The sequence below is a fragment of the Streptomyces sp. LE64 genome (assembly GCF_052606915.1).
Genome location: NZ_CP199708.1, coordinates 3,367,719 through 3,389,193, shown reverse-complemented (window position 1 = coordinate 3,389,193; position 21,475 = coordinate 3,367,719). Strand labels below are relative to the sequence as shown.

General features: G+C 71.6%; 16 protein-coding genes and 1 tRNA gene. 5 read left to right on the top strand and 12 right to left on the bottom strand.

The annotated features are described in order from the left end of the window. Positions 1 to 311: 311 nt before the first annotated feature. Positions 312 to 602, bottom strand: a complete 291-nt coding sequence (locus ACSMX9_RS15325) for a hypothetical protein (protein WP_445402837.1) — start codon at positions 600 to 602, stop codon at positions 312 to 314. A 450-nt stretch (positions 603 to 1,052) separates the two neighbouring features. On the opposite strand from ACSMX9_RS15325, the gene ACSMX9_RS15320 reads away from it, so the two are divergent. Next, the gene (locus tag ACSMX9_RS15320) at positions 1,053 to 2,234 is read left to right on the top strand and encodes a pyridoxal phosphate-dependent aminotransferase (protein WP_445402836.1); all 1,182 of its coding nucleotides are present in this window, start codon (positions 1,053 to 1,055) and stop codon (positions 2,232 to 2,234) included. Positions 2,235 to 2,354: 120 nt separating this feature from the next. On the opposite strand, the gene ACSMX9_RS15315 is transcribed toward ACSMX9_RS15320, so the two are convergent. Continuing rightward, complete coding sequence (locus ACSMX9_RS15315; protein ID WP_351245208.1) at positions 2,355 to 2,909, bottom strand: Uma2 family endonuclease; 555 nt, start codon at positions 2,907 to 2,909, stop codon at positions 2,355 to 2,357. Positions 2,910 to 3,084: 175 nt separating this feature from the next. Between ACSMX9_RS15315 and ACSMX9_RS15310 the strand changes: the two genes are divergently transcribed. After that, the gene (locus ACSMX9_RS15310) at positions 3,085 to 4,344 is read left to right on the top strand and encodes a hypothetical protein (RefSeq protein ID WP_445402835.1); all 1,260 of its coding nucleotides are present in this window, start codon (positions 3,085 to 3,087) and stop codon (positions 4,342 to 4,344) included. Positions 4,345 to 4,372: 28 nt separating this feature from the next. Here ACSMX9_RS15310 and ACSMX9_RS15305 read toward each other — a convergent pair whose 3' ends face one another. The 4 genes from ACSMX9_RS15305 to ACSMX9_RS15290 all read right to left on the bottom strand — a co-directional run bounded on the left by ACSMX9_RS15305 (position 4,373) and on the right by ACSMX9_RS15290 (position 8,427). Continuing rightward, positions 4,373 to 4,891 carry a YbjN domain-containing protein gene (locus ACSMX9_RS15305; RefSeq protein WP_445402834.1) on the bottom strand — a complete coding sequence of 173 codons (519 nt, stop codon included), beginning with the start codon at positions 4,889 to 4,891 and terminating at the stop codon, positions 4,373 to 4,375. A 125-nt stretch (positions 4,892 to 5,016) separates the two neighbouring features. Continuing rightward, entirely contained in the window at positions 5,017 to 7,647 is a 2,631-nt protein-coding gene (gene clpB / locus ACSMX9_RS15300; RefSeq protein ID WP_366114519.1) for an ATP-dependent chaperone ClpB, read from the bottom strand. Positions 7,648 to 7,900: 253 nt separating this feature from the next. Beyond that, complete coding sequence (locus tag ACSMX9_RS15295) at positions 7,901 to 8,251, bottom strand: hypothetical protein (protein ID WP_351245216.1); 351 nt, start codon at positions 8,249 to 8,251, stop codon at positions 7,901 to 7,903. Further along, the gene (locus ACSMX9_RS15290; RefSeq protein ID WP_445402833.1) at positions 8,248 to 8,427 is read right to left on the bottom strand and encodes a hypothetical protein; all 180 of its coding nucleotides are present in this window, start codon (positions 8,425 to 8,427) and stop codon (positions 8,248 to 8,250) included. The genes ACSMX9_RS15295 and ACSMX9_RS15290 overlap by 4 nt, the downstream gene beginning before the upstream one ends. A 283-nt stretch (positions 8,428 to 8,710) precedes the next feature. Here ACSMX9_RS15290 and ACSMX9_RS15285 point away from each other — a divergent pair, with 283 nt between their 5' ends. Next, positions 8,711 to 9,664 (top strand): helix-turn-helix transcriptional regulator, encoded by a 954-nt coding sequence (locus tag ACSMX9_RS15285; RefSeq protein WP_351245220.1) that lies wholly within the window; start codon positions 8,711 to 8,713, stop codon positions 9,662 to 9,664. Between the two features lie 28 nt (positions 9,665 to 9,692). Here ACSMX9_RS15285 and ACSMX9_RS15280 read toward each other — a convergent pair whose 3' ends face one another. The 5 genes from ACSMX9_RS15280 to dnaK all read right to left on the bottom strand — a co-directional run bounded on the left by ACSMX9_RS15280 (position 9,693) and on the right by dnaK (position 15,446). Continuing rightward, positions 9,693 to 10,688, bottom strand: a complete 996-nt coding sequence (locus ACSMX9_RS15280; RefSeq protein WP_445402832.1) for a LuxR C-terminal-related transcriptional regulator — start codon at positions 10,686 to 10,688, stop codon at positions 9,693 to 9,695. A 506-nt stretch (positions 10,689 to 11,194) separates the two neighbouring features. Beyond that, complete coding sequence (locus tag ACSMX9_RS15275; RefSeq protein ID WP_445402999.1) at positions 11,195 to 11,644, bottom strand: heat shock protein transcriptional repressor HspR; 450 nt, start codon at positions 11,642 to 11,644, stop codon at positions 11,195 to 11,197. A gap of 14 nt (positions 11,645 to 11,658) precedes the next feature. Then, entirely contained in the window at positions 11,659 to 12,840 is a 1,182-nt protein-coding gene (gene dnaJ, locus ACSMX9_RS15270) for a molecular chaperone DnaJ (RefSeq protein ID WP_445402831.1), read from the bottom strand. A 33-nt stretch (positions 12,841 to 12,873) separates the two neighbouring features. Beyond that, entirely contained in the window at positions 12,874 to 13,605 is a 732-nt protein-coding gene (gene grpE / locus ACSMX9_RS15265) for a nucleotide exchange factor GrpE (protein WP_445402830.1), read from the bottom strand. After that, complete coding sequence (gene dnaK / locus ACSMX9_RS15260; RefSeq protein ID WP_445402829.1) at positions 13,602 to 15,446, bottom strand: molecular chaperone DnaK; 1,845 nt, start codon at positions 15,444 to 15,446, stop codon at positions 13,602 to 13,604. Before dnaK ends, grpE begins: the two co-directional genes overlap by 4 nt. Positions 15,447 to 15,761: 315 nt before the next feature. Here dnaK and hrpA point away from each other — a divergent pair, with 315 nt between their 5' ends. Together hrpA and ACSMX9_RS15250 are read left to right on the top strand one after the other, a co-directional pair. Next, positions 15,762 to 19,829, top strand: coding sequence for an ATP-dependent RNA helicase HrpA (gene hrpA / locus ACSMX9_RS15255; RefSeq protein ID WP_445402828.1), 4,068 nt, complete (start codon positions 15,762 to 15,764; stop codon positions 19,827 to 19,829). A 149-nt stretch (positions 19,830 to 19,978) separates the two neighbouring features. Next, a tRNA-Asp gene (locus ACSMX9_RS15250) sits at positions 19,979 to 20,053 on the top strand. 950 nt (positions 20,054 to 21,003) lie between these two features. Here ACSMX9_RS15250 and bldC read toward each other — a convergent pair. Then, a complete protein-coding gene (bldC, locus tag ACSMX9_RS15245) occupies positions 21,004 to 21,210 on the bottom strand; it encodes a developmental transcriptional regulator BldC (RefSeq protein WP_003949541.1) in 207 nt (68 codons plus the stop codon). Positions 21,211 to 21,475: the final 265 nt, after the last annotated feature.

Sequence of the window (21,475 nt, the reverse complement as noted above, 5' to 3'; positions counted from 1 at the left end):
CTGCGTTGACGTTAAGAGGGAATCATGAACTTCAGCGTCACCACAGCGTTTTTACCCAACTTCATGCGCATTCCATCCCGTGGAGGGCAGCACAGCTCACCTGTTCAACCCCCGTCCTCCGAACCGGTGATGACGGGACGGGACGCATGGGGCGAGCGGTGCGCAACACGACTCCCGAACCGGGAGTGCGTCGCTGTCACGCGCCCCCGCGTCGCATCGGGCGCCCCCGTGCGGGGAGTGACGCACCGGGGCGCCCGCCGGTCGGAACCGCCGGGCGCCCCGGGCGCACGCGAAGTGCGCGGTGTCACGAGTCAGCTACTGCCACCGCATCCGCCCCCACCCCCGCAGGAGGACGAGCTGCTGCCGCAGGAGGACCCGCCCCCGCCGCAGGACGTGCCGGTGTCGCCGGAGGAGCTGCTCCCGCCGTACCAGCTGCCGGACGAGCCCTTCTTGCCCTTGCCCTTCTTCCCGCCCGTGCTCCGGCGCGCTCCGCTGCCACTGCTGCCCCGTGCGCTCGCCGAGGTGCGCACGGAGAGCAGGATGGAGCCCAGGAACACCATCGACGCCACGAAGACCCCGACGGCCAAGATGACCCAGACCATGACTCCCCCTCTTTCCGTTCGGCGGACCGCGCCGACGCCCGACGCGGTCGACCGACCGCGCTGGCCCCGTGCCCCCGTTCCGCTCCCGTACCGGCGGCGCTCGTGGGCCGATGGCCCCGTTCGCGCCGCTTGCACCCGCTTGCCGGGTGCGTGGTGTTCTCCGACGAGTGTGCCCCGCCCCTCGTGCCTGCCCCCGGGCGGGGCTCGCGCCCGTGTGCCGAGGTGATGCCCCCGCCCCGACCTGCCCAAAGCGGAGTTGAGCAAGTCCAGAGGTTCGGTGCGCGGGCGACGGCAGGCGAGGAGCCCGGCCGGCGGGCCCGGCCGCGCGGGACGAGGGCCGCGGTCAGCACCGGAACGGCGGTGCGCGCCGCACCCCGGGCGGGCTTGTCCCCGCTCGGCCCCGACCGCGAGGATGAACCCGACCGCACACCGTGGAGGGGGAATCCCGCAATGAGCCCACGACCGCTGCTCAACCGCCGGATGGACGGCATGGGGACGACGATCTTCGCCGAGATGTCCGCCCTGGCCGCCGCCACCGGCGCGATCAACCTCGGCCAGGGCTTCCCCGACACCGACGGACCCGAGTCCGTGCGGGAGGCCGCCGTGCGCGCGCTGCGCGACGGCCGGGGCAACCAGTACCCGCCCGGCCCGGGCGTCCCCGAGCTGCGCACCGCGATCGCCGACCACCAGGCGCGGCGCTACGGCCTCTCCCTGGACCCGGACACCGAGGTGCTGGTCACCGCGGGCGCCACCGAGGCCATCGCCGCGGCGCTGCTGGCGCTGGTCGAGCCGGGCGACGAGGTCATCGCCCTGGAGCCCTACTACGACTCCTACGCCGCGAGCATCGCCTTGGCCGGCGGCGTCCGGGTGCCGGTCACCCTGCGCCCGGCCGACGGCCGGTTCCGACTCGACCTGGACGAACTGCGCGCCGCCGTCACCCCGCGCACCCGGCTGCTGCTGATCAACACCCCGCACAACCCCACCGGCACCGTGCTGAGCCGGGCCGAACTCGCCGAGATCGCCGCGCTCGCGGTGGAACGGGACCTGCTCGTCCTCACGGACGAGGTGTACGAGCACCTGGTCTTCCCCGACGCGGACGGCGGGCACCTGCCGCTGGCCGCCTTCCCCGGCATGCGCGAGCGGACCCTCACCATCTCCAGCGCCGGCAAGACCTTCTCGTTCACCGGCTGGAAGGTCGGCTGGATCACCGGCGCCCCGGCGCTGGTCACCGCCGTCCGCACGGTGAAGCAGTACCTCACCTACGTGTCCGCGGGGCCGTTCCAGTACGCCGTGGCCGAGGCCCTCGCCCTGCCCGACGACTACTTCGACGGGCTCCGCGCCGACCTGCTCGCCAAGCGCGACCTGCTCGCGGACGGCCTGGCCGAGGCCGGCTTCACGGTCTACCGACCCGCCGGGACCTACTTCGTCACCACCGACGTCCGCCCCCTCGGCGAGAGCGACGGCCTCGCCTTCTGCCGCTCCCTGCCCGAGCGCGCGGGCGTGGTCGCCGTCCCGAACGCCGTCTTCTACGACGACCGCGCCGCCGGCGCCCCCTTCGTGCGGTTCGCCTTCTGCAAGCGGGTGGAGGTGCTCACCGAGGCGATCGGCCGGCTCAAGGGCCTGGCGTCCTGAACCCCGGGCGCCGCCCTCGCTGCTCGGGGGCGGCGCTCGGGAGCGTCACTCGGTGTCCTTCGGGTGCCGGAGGGATGCGTACCCGAGGACGCCCGGCCTCGCCGGTCCAAAGGAGCGTCCTCAGCGGGCGTTCGTCTCGGGCTCCGGGCGGGGAAGTTCGTCGAGGTCGAGGGTGAAGGTCCGACCGTCGGCCAGCGGGATGGGGAGCTTGCCGGTGCCGTACTGGTGGGTGTGCGCCGCGATGTAGCCGGTTCCGGTCGGCTCGGTGTGGAGGACGACCTCCTGGGCGTAGGGGTCCACGACCAGGTAGATCGGGATGCCGTAGCGGCCGTACTTCGCGGTGCAGTCGTCGTAGTCCTTGCGCGCGGAGGAGGTCGAGACGACCTCGGAGATCAGCAGCACGTCCTCGAAGCCGTAGCGCTTGCCCTCCCTGCGGGCGTCCTCGCGGAGGATCGCCAGGTCGGGCGCGGAGTTCTCGTCGGCGGGGAAGTCGATGTACACGTCGGAGGTGACCTTCGCATGACGACCGAGGGCGAGAGCGGAGTCGATCTGCATCGACCTGATGGTGCTGGAGTGCTCTTCGCTCTGCGGAGTCATGATCACCTTTCCGTCGGCCCCGAACAGGACCGTGTACCCCTCCGGGAACTCGGTGTGCACGATCGCGTCGACGCTCATGGGGCGGCTCCTTCCCGTTGTGCAGCCAGGATACGGCGAGCGACGCTCCGGGCCTCCGGTACGCCCCACCCCCCACCCCGAACACCCGTTCCCGGTGCGCCGGATCGGGTGGGCGTCGGGGGTGCCCGGCCGCGCCTGGTCCGGGGGGCGGGGGCCCGGCGCCAAGGTTTCCGGTGTGAACCAGCCCCGCACCCCGCTGCCCCCGGCCCCCGCCCGGACGTCCGCCCCCGACGCCCGGGGCGCTCCCGCCGCGCCGCCCCCGGGACCGCCGCCGTGGTGGCGGCGGCTGCCGCCGGGGGCGGTCGCGGTCGGGCTGTTCCTCGCGGTGCGGCTGGCCGGGGTGCTCGCGGTCGGCATCGCCGCCGCGGCCACCGACCGTTCGCTGCTGCGGATGCTGGGGCGGTCCTGGGACTGCGTCTGGTACCTCAGCGTCGCGGTGTACGGGTACGGGCACCGGACGGTCCACTACCGGCCCGGGGTCGTCTTCAGCGACCTGGCGTTCTTCCCCGTCTACCCGGCCCTGGTGCGTGCGGTGGCGACGGTGCTGCCGGTGTCCTGGGGGGCGGCCGGGCTGCTGGTGTCCTGGACGTCCGCGACCGTCGCCGCCTGGGGGATCTACACCCTGGTGAGCCGGTTGTACGACCGGCGCACCGGGGTGCTGGTGGTCGTGGTGTGGGCGGCGCTGCCCCACTCGGTGGTGCTGTCCCTGGGGTACACCGAGCCGCTGCTGACCGCGTTCGCCGCCTGGGCGCTGTACGCCGCGGTCACCGGGCGCTGGGTGTGGGCGGGCGTCCTGGCGGCGCTCGCCGGGGCCTCCCGGCCCAACGGGTTCGCCGTGGCGGCGGCGGTGATCGCGGCGGCGGCCCTGGAGCTGTGGCGGCGGTCCCGCGCCGGGGACGGGGTCGCGGCGCGGGGCCGGCCGCCCTCCGTCCACAGGCTGTGGACGGGGGCGCTGCTCGCCCCGGCGGGCTGGGTCGGCTACGTGCTGTGGGTGGGGTGGCGCCGGGGCGATCCGCTCGGCGGCTACTTCGGGGTGCAGCGCGACTGGGGGTCCCGCTTCGACTTCGGGCAGGGCGCCGCCACCTTCGTGGGGGTGCTGCTCACCCGCACCAGCAAGTTCGTGTTCCCGATGGCCCTGCTGATCGTGCTGCTCGCGGTGCTGCTCTTCGTGCTGCTGCTGGTCGAGCGCACCCCGCTGCCCCTCGTCGTCTACGCGGGGGTGCTGCTGCTGGTGGCGCTCGGCGGTGCCGGGTTCTTCGAGTCCAAGCCGCGGTTCCTGCTGCCCGCGTTCCCGCTGCTGATCCCGCTGGGCCGGGCGCTGGCGCGCACGACGAGAGCCCGGTCCGGGCCCGCGATCGTGGTGATCGCGTTCCTGACCGGGCTCTCCCTGTCCTACGGGGTGTTCCTGATCGGCTTCGGGCGCGCCCCGCTGTGACGGGCCGCGCGCCGCGCCCCCGGGGCTGCTAGTCCTCGCCGTCCGCGGAGTCCACGTCCTTCTCCAGGCCCAGGTGCTCCACCAGCCAGCGGTCGAACTCGATCGCGGCCCGCACCCAGCTCACCGTGGAGGAGACGAAGTGCTCCAGGCTGACGCCGGTGCCGATCAGCATCTGCGCCTCGCCGATCAGCCGGACGGTGCCGTCGTCGTGCGTGTGGCTGTAGACCTTGGGCCACAGGGTGCGACGGTTCCAGTCGTCGACGGACTCCAGCAGCGCGGCCTTGTCCTCGATGGAGTGCGGCCGGTCGTAGAACGTCCGCACCGAGAAGACCTGCTGCTCCTCCTCGCCGCGGAACATGAAGTAGGTGCGGAACTCCTCCCACGGCGCCGCGAGGTCACCCTCGTCGTCGACGACGTACTTCAGCTCCATCTGCTCCAGGAGCTGCTTCACGAGGTCCTGATCCGGGATGACGGGACCGGCCGGCCCACCGGGCTCGGGCTCGGGCTGACCCCCGAAGTTCGGAATCGAGGACGGGTCGATGCTCACCGTGTATTTCCCTTCGAACGGATTGAGTCATCCTCCCCCATGCCGGGCGGGTGCTGGCAAGCCCCGCCCGGCGCTCTTTGCGCCCCGGTGGCCGAATTGGGCCGGGGAGCGCGTCGGGGTTTCGCTCAGAGCGTCTTCCCACCGGCCGCGTCGGCCTCCTCGGCCCCGGTCGCCCGGCCCACGAGGAGGCCGTCGCCGACGGCGTCCACCCGGACGGTGTCGCCGTCGCGGACCTCGCCCGCGAGGATCTCCCTGGCGAGTCGGTCGCCGATCGCCGTCTGCACCAGCCGGCGCAGCGGCCGGGCCCCGTAGGCGGGGTCGTTGCCCTCGTCGGCCAGCCAGGCGAGCGCCTCCTCGCTCACTTCCAGTGTGAGCCGCCGCTCGGCCAGTCGCCCGGCGAGCCGGTCGATCTGGAGCCGGGCGATCCGGGCCAGCTGGTCCCGGTCGAGCGCGGAGAACACCACCAGGTCGTCCAGCCGGTTGAGGAACTCGGGCTTGAACGAGGTCCGCACCACCTCCAGGACCTGCTGCTTCTTCTCCTCCTCACTGGTCAGCGGCTCCACCAGGTACTGGCTGCCGAGGTTGGAGGTGAGGATGAGGATGGTGTTGCGGAAGTCGACCGTGCGGCCCTGGCCGTCGGTGAGCCGGCCGTCGTCGAGGACCTGGAGGAGCACGTCGAAGACCTCGGGATGGGCCTTCTCCACCTCGTCCAGCAGCACCACGCTGTACGGGCGGCGGCGGACCGCCTCGGTGAGCTGACCGCCCTCCTCGTAGCCCACGTAACCGGGGGGCGCCCCGACCAGTCGGGCCACGCTGTGCTTCTCCCCGTACTCCGACATGTCGATGCGGACCATGGCCCGCTCGTCGTCGAAGAGGAAGTCGGCGAGGGCCTTGGCCAGCTCGGTCTTGCCGACGCCGGTGGGGCCGAGGAAGAGGAACGAGCCGGTGGGCCGGTCGGGGTCGGCGATGCCGGCCCGGGTGCGGCGCACCGCGTCGGAGACCGCGCGGACCGCCTCGGCCTGTCCGATCAGCCGGTGGCCGAGTTCCTCCTCCATGCGCAGCAGCTTCTGCGTCTCCCCTTCGAGCAACCGTCCGGCCGGAATTCCCGTCCAGGAGCCCACCACGTCGGCGATGTCGTCGGGGCCGACCCCCTCCTTGACCATGGTGTCGCGGGCGGCCTGCTCCTCCGCCGCGGAGGCGGCCTCCAGATCGCGCTCCAGGCCGGGGATCTCCCCGTAGAGCAATTTGGACGCGGTGTCGAAGTCGCCGTCGCGCTGGGCCCGTTCGGCCTGTCCGCGCAGCTCGTCGAGGCGCTCCTTGAGTTCGCCGACCCGGTTGAGGGACTGCTTCTCCTTCTCCCAGCGGGCGGTGAGGTGGCGCAGTTCCTCCTCCTTGTCGGCGAGGTCGCGGCGGAGCTTGTCCAGGCGCTGCCGGCTGGCCGGGTCGGTCTCCTTGGCGAGGGCCAGCTCCTCCATGCGCAGCCGGTCCACCGAGCGCTGGAGCTCGTCGATCTCCAGCGGCGAGGAGTCGATCTCCATGCGCAGCCGGGAGGCGGCCTCGTCGACCAGGTCGATCGCCTTGTCGGGCAGGAAGCGGGAGGTGATGTACCGGTCGGAGAGGGTGGCGGCGGCGACCAGGGCGCTGTCGGCGATCTGCACCTTGTGGTGGGCCTCGTAGCGGCCCTTGAGCCCGCGCAGGATCGCGATGGTGTCCTCGACGGTGGGTTCGGCGACCAGCACCTGCTGGAAGCGGCGCTCCAGCGCGGGGTCCTTCTCGATGCGCTCGCGGTACTCGTCCAGGGTGGTGGCGCCGACCATGCGCAGTTCGCCGCGGGCCAGCATGGGCTTCAGCATGTTGCCGGCGTCCATGGCCGAATCGCCGCCGGCGCCCGCGCCGACCACGGTGTGCAGTTCGTCGATGAACGTGATGACCTGGCCGTCGCTGTCCTTGATCTCGGCGAGGACGGTCTTCAACCGCTCCTCGAACTCGCCCCGGTACTTGGCGCCGGCCACCATCGCCCCGAGGTCCAGGGAAACCAGCCGCTTGTTCTTCAGGGATTCCGGCACGTCGCCCTTGACAATGCGCTGGGCGAGTCCCTCGACCACCGCGGTCTTGCCGACGCCGGGTTCACCGATGAGGACGGGGTTGTTCTTGGTGCGGCGGGACAGCACCTGGACCACCCGGCGGATCTCCTGGTCACGGCCGATGACCGGGTCGAGCTTGCCCTCGCGGGCGGCGGCCGTGAAGTCGGTGCCGAACTTCTCCAGGGCCTTGTACGAGCCCTCCGGGTCCGGTGTGGTCACGCGGCGCCCTCCCCTGTTCTCCTCGAAGGCGGCCAGCAGTCTCTTCGCCGTCGCGCCCTGCTCGGCCAGGATCTCACCGGCCCGGCCGCCCTTCGCGGCCAGCCCGACCAGCAGGTGTTCGGTGGAGAGGTAGTCGTCGCCGAGTTCCTTGGCACGCCGTGCCGCGTCGGCGATGACGGCCAGCGTCTCGCGGCTGGGCTGCGGGGGCGCGACCGTCGATCCGGTGACGCTGGGCAGCTCGGCGAGCAGCCGCTCGGCGCCGCCCCGCACGGCCGCCTGGTCGGCCTCCACGGCGGCCAGCAGATCGGTGAGGTTCTCGGCCGCGTCGCCCTCCCCGCCCAGCAGGGCCAGCAGCAGGTGGGCGGGGGTGAGGTCGGGGTGCCCCTCGGCGACGGCGCGGTTGCTCGCCGTGTTCAGGGCGTCCCGGCTCCGGTTCGTCAGCTCGGCGTCCACGTGCGCTCTCTCCTCCTGTCGCGCGTACCTGACCATCCCAACTTACACAAAGTTGAGTCCATTCCGCTCAGCCTTGAGGAGGACTCCCGGAGGTCCGGGAAGCACGAGAACGCCCCGGGCCCGGGAGGGGGCGCGGGGCGCGGATGGCCGACCGTACGCGGGAACGACAGCGGCGCCACCGAGTTTCAGGTCCACGGTGGCGCCGCTGCGGGGGGAAGCACCTGAAGCGATCTATAACGACGGGGGAATCGCTTCAGGCACTGCGGGGGGTGGCGGAAATGGTCTTCAGGGCGTCGCGCGGCGCCGGGGCGTCGCGGTCCACCAGTTGTTCGTGGTCGCGCTGGTCGAGGTTCACGAAGATCATCCCGTAACGGATGGCGCACCGAACGGGTCGGGGCGCACCTCGCGGCCTGCGCAGGCACCGGTAGGCACGGACGTCCTCGTCCTCGTCGCGCACCACCACGACCGGCTCCCCGAACAGGGTCACCATCAGCGAGTCCCCCTGGTGGGGGATGGCGGTGACCAGGTCGATGAAGTGCCATCCGGAGCGATAGGCGGTGGCCATCTCGCGCCGGAACGACCGGTCGTCGGGCGGCGTGCTCATGATCGCCGACCGGTGTCGGTGACCTTCACGGGGACGCTGTAGCCCCAACCCGTGTCGGTCGTCCGGACCGGGGCGTCGTAACCCCAACCCGTGTCCTTGGTCCGCGCGGGCACGCTGTAGCCCCAGCCGGTGTCGGCGGGCTTGTCCGTGACCGGGCCGCTCCGAGCGGGGGCCACGTAACCCCAACCCGTATCGGCGTGCGCGGTCGTAGCGCCGGCGGCACCGAGTGCACCCGCGGCCACTACCACGGAGAAAGTCGCCAGCACTGAGCGAAGCATTCCCTTGAACATAGTCGGCTTCGTCCTCACCTGATGAGTCCTCTCCCCCGGTGCAACAAGACGATGGCTCATTCAGGCATGTCAACACCACTGGAGCGATGCATCATGTTCTTGCACGTACAAGACCCTGGGGGGTGGAGATTTGCCCATAACCGACACACATCCGACACATCACCACTCCATGGCCGAGCTGTGCGCCGAAGGCGGACAGCTCTACGCGAGCGCACTGAGTGCCGGACGCATCGCGCGGGCAGAGGTTGCGGCGACTCCGTGCCTTCTGGAATTCGCTCTTCTCCACCCCGATCCGGACGATGCGAACTGGCTGCGTCCGGTTCCCCCGTCGGTCGCCCTGGCACAGCGGCTCCACCCGCTGGAACGGGAGATCCTGGACAGGCGCCGACTGTCCATCGAACTGACCGAATCATTTGAGCCGTTCATGGCCATCAGCGCGCAGAGCCCCGCGCCCACCCACGCCATCACCGTGCTCGAAGGCATCGACCGCATCAACACCGCGCTGAACGTGGCCACCGCCGAGGTGCGCTCCGAAGTGCTCACCATCCAGCCCGGCGGCCGACGCAGCGAACACATCCTCAACCAAGCCCTGGAACGGGACCGCCCGTTGACCGACCGCGGCGTCCGGATCCGCACCCTCTACCAACACACCGTCCGCCACAGCCAGGGCACCATGGCCTACGTCGACCACATGGCCGACGGGCTGATCGAGATCCGCACCCTGGAAGAGCTGATCGAGCGGCTCATCATCTGCGACGACACCGTGGCGTTCATCCCCGTCGCCCCCGACGCCGGCAAGGACACCACCGCCCTGGAGCTGCGCCACCCGGGGCTGGTGCGCTATCTGATCCGCGTCTTCGAACAGCTGTGGCGGCGCGCCACCCCCCTCCTCGACGAAGTCCCGTACCAGTCCACCCCGGACGGCATCACCGGCGTCCAGCAGTCCATCGCCAAGCTCCTCGTCGAGGGCTACGTGGACGAGGCCATCGCCCGCCGGCTCGGGATGAACGTCCGCACCTGCCGCGCCCACATCGCCAAGCTCGCCGCCGCGCTCGGCAGCGGCAGCCGCGCCCAACTCGGCTACCTCATCGCCCGCTCGGGCATCCTGGAACGCGAGCAGTGACCGCCGTGCGCCCCGGCCGCCCCGCCCGTCAGCCGCCGGGCACGGGCGGCCGGGGCGGGACGTCCAGACCGGCCTGGGCGATCCGCACCCCCAGTTGGGCACGGCTCACCGCCCCCAACTCCTCGGCGAGCTTGCGGATGTGGTGCCGGGCGGTGCGGACGTTGATGCCGAGCCGCTGGGCGATCTCGGCGTCCGTGTGCCCCTCGGCGAGCAGTGCCGCGATGGCCCACTCCCGTCGGGTGATCCCGTCCACCGGGGTCATCGTCGGCACCGCCTCGCCGAACGGGTGGGCCAGCCGCCACAACCGTTCGAAGACGATCGCGAGGAACTCGACCAGCCCGGGGTGGCGCAGCTCCAGGGCGGTCGTGCGGTCCTCGGTCGCCGGGACGAACGCCACCGCCCGGTCGAAGATCAGCAGCCGCTCGGTGACCTCGTCCAGGGTGCGCACCCGCACCGCGCCCCCGACCCGCTCCACGTACTCGAAGAGGCCCTGCCCGTGCCGTGCGGCGTGCGTGTACAGGGTCCGCATGCGCACCCCGCGGCCCGCCATGTCCAGCGCCAGCGGCAGCGCGTCGCTGAGCACCCCCTCCCGGCGCACCCCGCCCGGCTGGATCGCCAGGTGCTCGACCGCGCACTCGTCCGATGCCTGCGCGATCGCCTCCCGGATGCGGGGCTTGCCCTCCAGCACCCGCAGCCCCGGCACCCCCGACACCCCGCCGACCGCCGCCGGGCCGCAGTAGCCGGTGTAGCGCTCGGCGAGCCGGACCACCGCGTACGCCCGGTCCCGGGCCTGCGCCAGTTCCTCGTCGAGCCCGCGGGCCAACCGGCCGACCACCGCCCCCGGCGGCTCGGGCACCAGCCACCCGGTGTCCTCCGGGTCCGGGTACAGCAATCCCAGGTCGACCAGGCAGGGAGCCCCGGCCGCCACCGCCCGCGCCACCCGGCCCCCCTTCAGGGCGCTCACGTACACCCGGTCGCCTTCTTCGCAGAGCTGGTCCACTCCGTGCACATGCGCCTCAGCCATATCTCCGCCCCCACCTCCGGAGGGGCTTGTCACCGGTCCGTCCGCTTCTTTCCCCTTGCGTCCCCCCTCCGCTTGGCGCAGTGCAACAAGCGGAGGGTGGTGCAACCGACCGGTGACCGGCAGAGTTGGTGCGGGGCGAGGGGAGGGGAATTCTCGGTCGCCCCGGGTTGTCCCCGTGTCGGCCAATCCCCCTGGCCGGCCCGGGACGCCCAGGCCGGGACACCCGTTCGGCGAGCCACGGTCGACGTCGACCGACCCGCCCGGACGACCCTACGACGGCGGGACCGCCGTGGTGCGGTCCCGGGCCGAGGCCGCCGGCCCGTGCGTCCGGCGAACCGCCGGGGCCCGGGCACGCCCAGCCTCGCACACCTCACAGACGGTCACACCCGGGTTAGCTACAGGGGGGTTAATCAAGGTGTGTCCCCGGCCGATCGCGGCCGGGCACGGCCGCGGGGCCGGAAGGTTCGTTCCTTCCGGCCCCGTGTTCCGTCGCGCCCCGGGCGCGACTAGTCCTTCCTGCGCCCCGGACGCCAGACGACCAGCGCACTGGTCTGGCCCTCCTGGTAGGGCACCAGGTCCCGACGGTACGAGGCGTGCACGGCGGCCTCGCGCTGGCGCAGCGTCGCCGCGGCGCCCTCCACCGCGTCCTGGAGCTCGGCGACCCGCGCCTGCAACGCGGCCACCTGGGCCTCCAGCTCGATGATCCGCTTGATCCCGGCCAGGTTCACGCCCTCGTCCTGGGACAACTGCTGCACCTGACGGAGCAGTTCGATGTCCCGGGCCGAGTAGCGGCGGCCCCGGCCCGCGGTGCGGTCCGGGGAGACCAGGCCCAAGCGGTCGTACTGCCGCAGGGTCTGCGGGTGCAACCCGCTGAGCTGGGCCGCCACCGAGATGACGTACACCGGCGAGTCGTCGGTCAACTGGTAGGGGTTGCGGCGTCGGCCGCCCGTGCCCATCCCGTCCATGGCGCTCATGCTCCCTTCGCGGCCTCGAACAGCTCCGCCCGCGGATCGAGGTCCGCGGTCGCCTCCCGGTACGCCTCCAGGGCGTCCCGGGCCTTGCCGGTCACGTCCTTGGGCACCGCGACCTCCACGGTCACCAGCAGGTCCCCGCGGGTGCCGTCCTTGCGGACCGCGCCCTTGCCGCGGGCCCGCATGGTGCGGCCGTTGGGCACGCCCGGCGGCAACTTCAACGTCACCGGCGGACCGCCCAGCGTCGGCACCCGCACCTCGCCGCCGAGGGCCGCCTCGACGAAGCTGACGGGCACCGTCACGGTCAGGTTGTCGCCCTTGCGGCCGAACACCGGGTGCGCGTCCACGTGGACGACCACGTACAGGTCACCGGCCGGGCCGCCGCGCTCGCCCGGGGCGCCCTTGCCGCGCAGCCGTATCCGCTGCCCGTCCGAGACGCCCGCCGGGATGCGCACCTGCATGGTCCGCGAGGACTTGGCCCGTCCCGACCCCTTGCACACCTCGCAGGGGGTCTCGGCGATCAGGCCGCGGCCCTTGCAGTCCACGCACGGATCGGTGAGGGAGAAGCCTCCCCCGCCGCCCCGGGACACCTGCCCGGTGCCCACACAGGTGGGGCACACCCGCGGGGTGCCGTTCTTGTCCCCGGTGCCCGAACACGCCTTGCAGGGCGCCTGCGAGGACATCCGCAGCGGCACCGTCGCCCCGTCCACGGCCTCGGTGAAGCTCAGCGTGACCTCGGACTCGACGTCCTGGCCCCGCCGGGGCTGCACCCGACCGGCGCCCGGCGCGCCGCCCCGGTTGAACAGCCCGCCGAACACGTCGCCCAGACCGCCGCCGAAGCCGCCGCCCGCGCCACCGCCCTGCTGGCCGCCGCCGAAGAGGTCGCCCAGGTCGAAGTTGAACGAGCCGCCGCCCGCGCCCGGTCCGGGTCGGAAGCCACCGTTGCCGAAGAGGGCGCGCGCCTCGTCGTACTCCTTGCGCTTCTTCGGGTCGCCGAGCACGTCGTTCGCCTCGGAGATCTCCTTGAAGCGCTCCTCGGCCTTGACGTTGCCCTTGTTGGCGTCCGGGTGGAACTCGCGGGCGAGCTTCCGGTACGCCTTCTTGATCTCGGCCTCGGTGGCGTCCTTGGGGACGCCGAGGACCTTGTAGTAGTCCTTCTCGATGAAGTCCTTGGTACTCATCCCCGACGTCCCTCCTTCCCGTGCGTGGTGCGGTCAGCCCTCGTCGGGCGCACCGCTGTCCTTGCCGTCGGCGGCACCGGCCGCCTTGCCGTCCCCGGCCTCGGGCTCGTCCGCCTCCGTCTCGCCGTCCGCCTTCGCGGCCGACGCGCCCGGCTGCGGCTCGGCCACCGCCACCCGCGCGGGGCGGATGGTGCGCTCCCCGATCCGATACCCGGGCTGGAGGATCGCCACGCAGGTCGTCTCGGTGACGTCCGGCGCGTAGCTGTGCATCAGGGCCTCGTGCACCGTCGGGTCGAAGGGCTCGCCCTCCTTGCCGAACTGCTGGAGACCCATCTTGGCGACGACCGTCTCCAGCGACTCGGCCACCGACTTGAAACCGCCCACCAGCTCCCCGTGGTCACGGGCGCGGCCGATGTCGTCGAGCACCGGAAGGAGCTCGGTCAGGAGGTTCGCCACGGCGATCTCCTTGACCGCGATCCGGTCCCGTTCCACCCGGCGGCGGTAGTTCTGGTATTCGGCCTGAAGTCGCTGGAGGTCCGCGGTGCGCTCGCTCAGCGCGGTGCGCACCTGGTCCAGCTCGGCCACGGCCCCGGCGTTCTCGGAGCCCTTCGCTTCGGCGTCCCCGGCCCGGCCCGCCGGGCCCTCCTCGGTGGAGGACCCGGCGGCCTCGGCGGCCTCGGCTTCGTTCTCGGCCTGGTCGGCGGCGGTGCCGGAGACGTCGGTGGGCTCGTCCTTCTCGTCGAAGCCCGGGGTCTCCTTGGTCACGCCGCACCGCCCTTGCGGTCCTCGTCGACGATCTCGGCGTCGACGACGTCGTCATCGGCCTTGCCGCCGGCAGCGCCCTCGGCACCGCCCGCGGCGCCCGGAGCGCCCTGGGCGTCGGCGTACAGCGCCTGGCCCAGCTTCTGGGAGACGGCCGCGACCTTCTCCGTGGCGGTGCGGATCTCGGCGGAGTCCTCGCCCTTGAGCTTCTCCTTCAGCTCGGCGAGCGCGCCCTCGACCTCGGTCTTCACCTCGGCCGGGACCTTGTCCTCGTTGTCCCCCAGGAACTTCTCCGTCTGGTAGACGAGCTGCTCGCCCTGGTTGCGGGTCTCGGCGGCCTCGCGGCGGGCGTGGTCCTCCTCCGCGTACTTCTCGGCCTCCTCGCGCATCCGGTTGACCTCGTCCTTCGGCAGCGAGGAGCCGCCGGTGACGGTCATCTTCTGCTCCTTGCCCGTGCCCAGGTCCTTCGCGGTCACGTGCATGATGCCGTTGGCGTCGATGTCGAAGGAGACCTCGATCTGCGGGACGCCGCGCGGGGCGGGCGGCAGACCGGTCAGCTCGAACATCCCGAGCTTCTTGTTGTACGCGGCGATCTCGCGCTCGCCCTGGTAGACCTGGATCTGCACGGACGGCTGGTTGTCCTCGGCCGTCGTGAAGATCTCCGAGCGCTTGGTCGGGATCGTGGTGTTGCGCTCGATGAGCTTCGTCATGATGCCGCCCTTGGTCTCGATGCCGAGGGACAGCGGGGTGACGTCGAGGAGCAGGACGTCCTTGACCTCGCCCTTGAGGACACCGGCCTGGAGCGAGGCGCCGATGGCGACGACCTCGTCCGGGTTGACGCCCTTGTTGGCCTCCTTGCCGCCGGTCAGCTCGCGCACCAGGTCGGCGACGGCGGGCATGCGGGTGGAGCCGCCGACCAGGACCACGTGGTCGATCTCGGACAGCGCGATGCCGGCGTCCTTGATGACGTTGTGGAACGGCGTCTTGCAGCGGTCCAGCAGGTCCGAGGTGAGCTGCTGGAACTGCGCCCGGGTGAGCTTCTCGTCCAGGTGCAGCGGGCCCTCGGCGGAGGCGGTGATGTACGGCAGGTTGATCGAGGTCTCGGTGGACGAGGAGAGCTCGATCTTGGCCTTCTCGGCGGCCTCGCGCAGGCGCTGGAGCGCCATCTTGTCCTTGCCGAGGTCCACGCCGTGGCCGTTGTTGAACTGCTTGACCAGGTAGTCCACGACCCGCTGGTCCCAGTCGTCGCCGCCGAGGTTGTTGTCGCCGTTGGTGGCCTTCACCTCGACCACGCCGTCGCCGATCTCCAGCAGCGAGACGTCGAAGGTGCCGCCGCCGAGGTCGAAGACCAGGATGGTCTGGTCGTCCTTGTCGAGGCCGTAGGCGAGGGCCGCGGCGGTGGGCTCGTTGACGATGCGCAGGACGTTCAGACCCGCGATCTCGCCGGCCTCCTTGGTGGCCTGGCGCTCCGAGTCGTTGAAGTACGCCGGGACGGTGATGACCGCGTCGGCGACCTTCTCGCCCAGGTACGCCTCGGCGTCGCGCTTCAGCTTCTGGAGGATGAACGCCGAGATCTGCTGCGGGTTGAACGCCTTCTCGTCGATGTCGACGCGCCAGTCGGTGCCCATGTGGCGCTTGACGGACCGGATGGTCCGGTCGACGTTGGTGACGGCCTGGCGCTTGGCCACCTCGCCGACGAGCACCTCGCCGTTCTTGGCGAAGGCGACGACGGACGGCGTGGTCCTGGCGCCCTCTGCGTTGGTGATGACGGTGGGCTCGCCGCCCTCCAGAACGCTGACGACGGAGTTAGTCGTGCCCAGGTCGATGCCGACCGCACGTGCCATTTCGGTTTCCTCCAGAGAACTTGCTCGGCTGGCTGCGCTCCGCCCGGGGCCCGTGGTGCACGGGGAACCTGAGCGGGACAGGCTCAAGAATGCACGAAGCCCGGGGCCCGGTCAACAGACCTGAGTGGGTACCGCTCAACTTTTATCTGACGCTTACCGCAATCGCCCCTTCTGAGCTGCACGTTTATAGGATTCTTATAGCTCCGGGGGCCCCACCCGCGCTCCGCGGCCTCCGCACCGCCGCATCGGACCCGGCGCGACCGCGCGGAAAAGGGCTCGTCGGGTTCCGGGCCGAGGTGAGACCCTGGAGGGCGTATGTCTACGCAGCCCGCTCCCGCCCCCGGCGCCCGGGGCGACCGCCGTCCGCGCGGCGCCCGGCGCGACCGCCGTGTCCTCGCCGACCCCGGCGATCCCGGCACCGCCACCGCGCCCGACGACCTCGGCCGCCGACTCGCCGAACTCGCCCCGAAGGACGCCCTCCGGCTGGGCCGGCGGCTCGACGGCACCCGCCGCATCCGCACCCCCGAGGCCCGCGCGGCGGTCCTCGCCGAGATCGCCGCCGAGGCGGAGGCGGCCGAGGCCCGCATCGCGGCCCGGGCAGCCCGCGTCCCGGCGATCGACTATCCCGAAGAACTGCCGGTCAGCCAGAAGAAGGACGAGATCCTGGCTGCCGTCCGCGACCACCAGGTGGTGATCGTCGCCGGCGAGACCGGCTCCGGCAAGACCACCCAGATCCCCAAGATCTGTCTGGAGCTCGGCCGGGGCGTGCGGGGCATGATCGGCCACACCCAGCCCCGGCGGATCGCGGCCCGCACCGTCGCCGAACGCGTCGCGGAGGAACTGCGCACCCCGCTCGGCGAGGCGGTGGGCTGGAAGGTCCGCTTCACCGACCAGGTGGGCCAGGACACCTTCGTGAAGCTGATGACGGACGGCATCCTCCTCGCGGAGGTCCAGACCGACCGCGAACTGCGCGCCTACGACACGATCATCATCGACGAGGCCCACGAACGGTCCCTCAACATCGACTTCCTGCTGGGCTACCTCGCCCAGCTGCTGCCCCGCCGCCCCGACCTCAAGGTCATCATCACTTCGGCGACCATCGACCCCGAGCGCTTCTCCCGCCACTTCGGCGACGCCCCGATCGTGGAGGTCAGCGGACGCACCTACCCGGTGGAGGTGCGCTACCGCCCGTTGCTGGAGGACGCCGCGCAGCACGGCGAGGAGGCCGCCGACCGCGACCAGATCACCGCCATCTGCGAGGCGGTCACCGAGCTCCAGGGCGAGGCGCCCGGCGACGTCCTGGTGTTCCTCTCCGGCGAACGGGAGATCCGGGACACCGCCGACGCGCTGAACAAGATGTTCACCCGCGCGGGCAGCGCGGTCCGCCGCTCCACCGAGGTGCTGCCGCTGTACGCCCGGCTGTCGCACGCCGAACAGCACCGGGTGTTCCAGCCCCACTCCGGCCGCCGGGTGGTGCTCGCCACCAACGTGGCCGAGACCTCGCTGACCGTCCCCGGCATCAAGTACGTCATCGACCCGGGCACCGCCCGGATCTCCCGCTACAGCCACCGCACCAAGGTGCAGCGGCTGCCGATCGAACCCGTCAGCCAGGCCAGCGCCAACCAGCGCAAGGGCCGCTGCGGACGCACCTCGGACGGCATCTGCATCCGGCTCTACTCGGAGGACGACTTCCTCGCCCGCCCCGAGTTCACCGACGCCGAGATCCTGCGCACCAACCTCGCCTCCGTCATCCTCCAGATGACCGCGGCCGGCCTCGGCGAGATCGAGAAGTTCCCGTTCATCGACCCGCCGGACCACCGCAACATCCGCGACGGCGTGCACCTGCTCACCGAACTCGGCGCCCTGGACCCGACGCAGAAGGACCAGCGCAAGCGGCTCACCCCGCTCGGCCGGAAGCTGGCGCAGCTCCCGGTGGACCCGCGGCTGGCCCGGATGGTCGTCGAGGCCGAACGCAACGGCTGCGTCCGCGAGGTCATGGTCATCGCCGCCGCGCTGTCCATCCAGGACCCCCGCGAGCGCCCCGTCGACAAGCAGACCCAGGCCGACCAGCAGCACGCCCGGTTCAAGGACGAGACCAGCGACTTCCTCGCCCTGCTGAACCTGTGGCGGTACGTGCGGGAGCAGCAGAAGGAACGCGGCTCGTCCGCGTTCCGCCGCATGTGCAAGCAGGAGTACCTCAACTTCCTGCGCATCCGCGAGTGGCAGGACATCTACGCCCAACTGCGTTCGGTGACCAAGTCGATGGGCGTCGTCCTCAACGACACCGACGCCTCCGACCAGGCCGTGCACACCTCCCTGCTCGCCGGACTGCTCTCGCACGTGGGCCTCAAGGACCCGGAGAAGAACGAGTACCTCGGAGCCCGCGGCGCCAAGTTCGCGGTCTTCCCCGGCTCGGCGCTGTTCAAGAAGCAGCCCAAGGTCCTGATGTCCGCCGAGCTGGTGGAGACCTCCCGGCTGTGGGCCCGGGTCAACGCGAAGATCGAGCCCGAGTGGATCGAGCCGCTCGCCGAGCACCTGGTCAAGCGCACCCACAGCGAACCGCACTGGGAGAAGGACCTGGCCGCGGTGATGGCCTACGAGCGGGTCACCCTCTACGGGGTGCCGATCGTCGCGCACCGCAAGGTCAACTACGGGCGGATCGACCCGGAGGCGTCCCGCGACCTGTTCATCCGGCACGCCCTGGTCGAGGGCGACTGGCGCACCCACCACAAGTTCTTCGCGGACAACCGCAAGCTGCTCACCGAGGTCGAGGAGCTGGAGCACCGGGCCCGCCGCCGGGACATCCTGGTCGACGACGAGACCCTGTTCGACTTCTACGACCAGCGGGTGCCCGCCCACGTGGTGTCCGGGGCGCACTTCGACTCCTGGTGGAAGCACAAGCGCCACGAGGAGCCCGAGCTCCTCGACTTCGAGCGGGAGATGCTGATCCGGGAGTCGGCGGAGGCGGTCACCAAGGCCGACTACCCGGACACCTGGACGCAGGGACAACTCCGGCTGCGGGTCACCTACCAGTTCGAGCCCGGCGCGGACGCCGACGGCGTCACCGTCCACGTGCCGCTCCAGGTCCTCAACCAGGTCACGGCCGAGGGCTTCGACTGGCAGATCCCCGGGCTGCGCGAGCAGGTGGTGACCGAGCTGATCCGCTCGCTGCCCAAGCCGATCCGCCGCCACTACGTGCCCGCCCCGGACTTCGCCCAGCGCTTCCTGCGTCGCGCACGGCCCCTCCAGGAACCGCTGACGGTGACGCTCGCCCGCGAGTTGCACGCGATGGTGCGGGTCCCCCTCACGCCCGAGGACTTCGACTGGGCGAGGGTCCCCGACCACCTGCGGATCACCTTCCGGATCGTCGACGAGCGCCGTCGCAAGGTCTCCGCCGACGCCGAGGACAAGGACCTGGAGGCGCTGCGCCAGCGGCTGCGGCCCCGGGCCCGGCAGGCGCTCTCCCGGGCCGCGGCGGCGACCGCGGAGCGCTCCGGGCAGGCCGCCGTGGAACGCTCCGGCCTCACCGACTGGACCATCGGCTCCCTCGACCGGGTCTTCGAGACCCGACGCGCGGGCCAGCCGGTGAAGGCGTACCCGGCGCTCGTCGACGAGGCCGACGGCACGGTGTCGGTGCGGCTCTTCGACTCCGAGGCGGAGCAGGCGGAGGCGATGTGGCGGGGCGTCCGCCGGCTGATCGTCCGCAACATCCCGGTGAATCCGGCCAAGTTCGCCCTCGACAAGCTGGGCAACGCCGGCAAGCTGGCGCTCTCCGCCAATCCGCACGGATCGGTGCAGGCGCTCTTCGAGGACTGCGCCACCGCCGCCGCCGACCGGCTCATCGCCGACGCCGGCGGGCCGGTGTGGGACGAGGAGTCCTACCGGAAGCTGTACGACCGGGTGCGCGCCGACATCGTCGACCTGACGGTGCGGACGGTGGGCCAGGTGCGTCAGGTGCTCGCCGCCTGGCAGGCCGCGGAGCGGCGACTGCGGGCGACCACCAGCCCCGCCCTGCTGGCGAACGTCGCGGACGTCCGGGGGCAGCTCGACGCCCTGGTGAAGCCCGGTTTCGTCACCGAGGTGGGCATCGGGCGGCTGGCACACCTGATGCGCTACCTGGTGGCCGTCGACCGCCGCCTCCAGCAGATGCCGGCCAACGCCCAGCGGGACACCACCCGGATGGCCAAGGTGCACGAGATGCGGGACGAGTACGGGTGGCTGCTGGAGCAGTTGCCCCGGGGCCGTCCGGTGCCGCAGCCGGTGCGGGAGATCCGGTGGATGATCGAGGAGCTGCGGGTCAGCTACTTCGCGCACTCCCTGGGTACCGCCTATCCGGTTTCGGACAAACGGATCGTGAAGGCGATCGACGCCGCGGTGCCCTGACCCGGGGGCGGTCCGCCGCGGCGACGCCCGGGCGGCGGCACCGGCGGCCGGTAGCGGACCGTGCGCACGGAGTGAGTTCGACCGCACGGCCAGCCCTGCTGTACAGTCCTGTCTCGCAGCGCAACGCGGAGCGGAGCGCCGCAGCACCTGGTCCTGTGGAGCAGTTTGGAGTGCTCGCCACCCTGTCAAGGTGGAGGCCGCGGGTTCAAATCCCGTCAGGACCGCATCGAGGCCCGCATCCTTCGAGGATGCGGGCCTTTCTCTTGCCCTTCGCCGCCCTCCGGGCCCGTTCGCCGGGCCCGACGCCTACCGGACCACCGTGGCCTGCGGGGCCTCGGCCCGGAATCTCACCCGAAGGCGTGACGGTCGTCGCCGTGCGGACCTCGGGAAGGGGCCCGACCTCCCCACGATGAGCGGATCGTCCGACCACCCGCCGCCCATCCGCCGTACGCCTTACCGCAGTTGCCGCTCGGGCAACAAGCCGCCATCGGTGTGATGGGAGTCACCGTAAGAGTTTGGAGAACCCACGGCCCCACCCCCGCCCACCAAGGGGTCAATTTAATATGTGCAATTGCACCAAGCTTCAAGAGGGTTCACCAAGCCCCCCGCAGCACCGCACAGAAGCTCCATCGAAGCCCGTTCGGACCCACCGCCACGGCAGCGCCGCCGAGCCGGCCGGAGCGCCCCGCTCCGCCCTCCCTCGACCGTTCCCGCCGCCGCCCGCGCCCCCGCCCGACGGGCGGGGGCGCCCACAGGAGTGGTCCGGACCACTGGCAGGCCCCGCGGGGCCGCCCGCGCCCGGACGCACCCCGACCGCCCCGGCCCGTCACGGGGGACGAGGGGGACGGGCACGCGCCCGCGGGCTGGGCCCCTCCGGCCGCCCGGGCCACGGGGCCTGAGGGGCCGTCAGGACGGCCCCGGGGAGCGTCGAGGGGCACAGCGGGCACAGGGACACCCCGACCGCCACGGAATCCGCACAACGGGAGCCGGTGGGTCCGCACAAAAAAATCGCGCTGGACCCGGCGGAGTCCAGCGCGATCGACGTCACGGTCACGACGGGGATCACCCGTCCCGACACGGTCCTGTTGGGGCAGGACCAACGTCAGTGGAGCTGTGTTTCAGGGCGTGCGCACCGAGTGGGGGACCCGGTGAATCGGCCCGGTCGTACGGTCGTTCAGGCTTCGCTGCGCTGCTGCGGAATACCCGCGAGCAGTGCGCGAACCTCGGCTTCGCGATAGCGGCGATGCCCGCCGAGCGTGCGGATCGACGTGAGCTTGCCAGCCTTGGCCCAGCGCGTGACCGTCTTCGGGTCGACGCGGAACATCGTGGCGACCTCAGCCGGGGTCAGCAGCGGCTCGGCATCAGGGGTGCGAGCTGTCATGAGCGGCCTCCTCGGGAGAACCGAACCTTCTCGGTTCTTTCCTCTAAATTCTGCACCTTGACACGCGTTGCCCGAAATGGCGGACGCGGGTCGAGTCGGTTATAGGACGAACGGCTTGTCCTCGGCACTACAACTACACCATCTGTCCAGCCGCGTCGGCCAAACCGATGGAATTGCCCTCCCAGGTGTTCATCACCGACGGATGCCGATGGACCACCTCATAACGGACAGTCACACCCCCGTGACGATCCGTCACACAGCGAGC